Below are 362 nucleotides of genomic sequence, written 5' to 3'. Positions count from 1 at the left end.
GGAAAGCTGGACCGGGAGACGGCCCACCGGCAGGTGAAGTATCTCAATAACGTGATCGAGGCCGATCACGGAAAGCTCAAGATACTGATCAAGCCGGTGCGCGGTTTCAAATCGATCCCCACGGCCTATGCCACGATCAAGGGATTCGAAGTCATGCGAGCCCTGCGCAAAGGACAGGCTCGCCCCTGGTGCCTGCAGCCCGGCATCAGGGGCGAGGTGCGCCTTGTGGAGAGAGCTTTTGGCATTGGGCCCTCGGCGCTGACGGAGGCCATGGGCATGCTCAACCACCATTTCGCAGCAGCCGCCTGATCGGCGCAGAGCGACAGCCTACCTCTGACTGCCGCCAATCTTTGCAACAGAGC

The 362-nt window shown here is 61.3% G+C and carries 1 pseudogene; it reads left to right on the top strand.

The window, feature by feature from the left end:
• Positions 1-309, top strand: a pseudogene (locus OKA11_RS24545) (IS6-like element IS6100 family transposase); the annotation flags it as partial.
• Positions 310-362: the final 53 nt, after the last annotated feature.

Source organism: Novosphingobium clariflavum (genome assembly GCF_026420865.1).
GTDB lineage: Bacteria > Pseudomonadota > Alphaproteobacteria > Sphingomonadales > Sphingomonadaceae > Novosphingobium > Novosphingobium clariflavum.
Note: the sequence above shows the minus strand (reverse complement) of the source record. Positions and strands in the feature narration are given on the sequence as shown.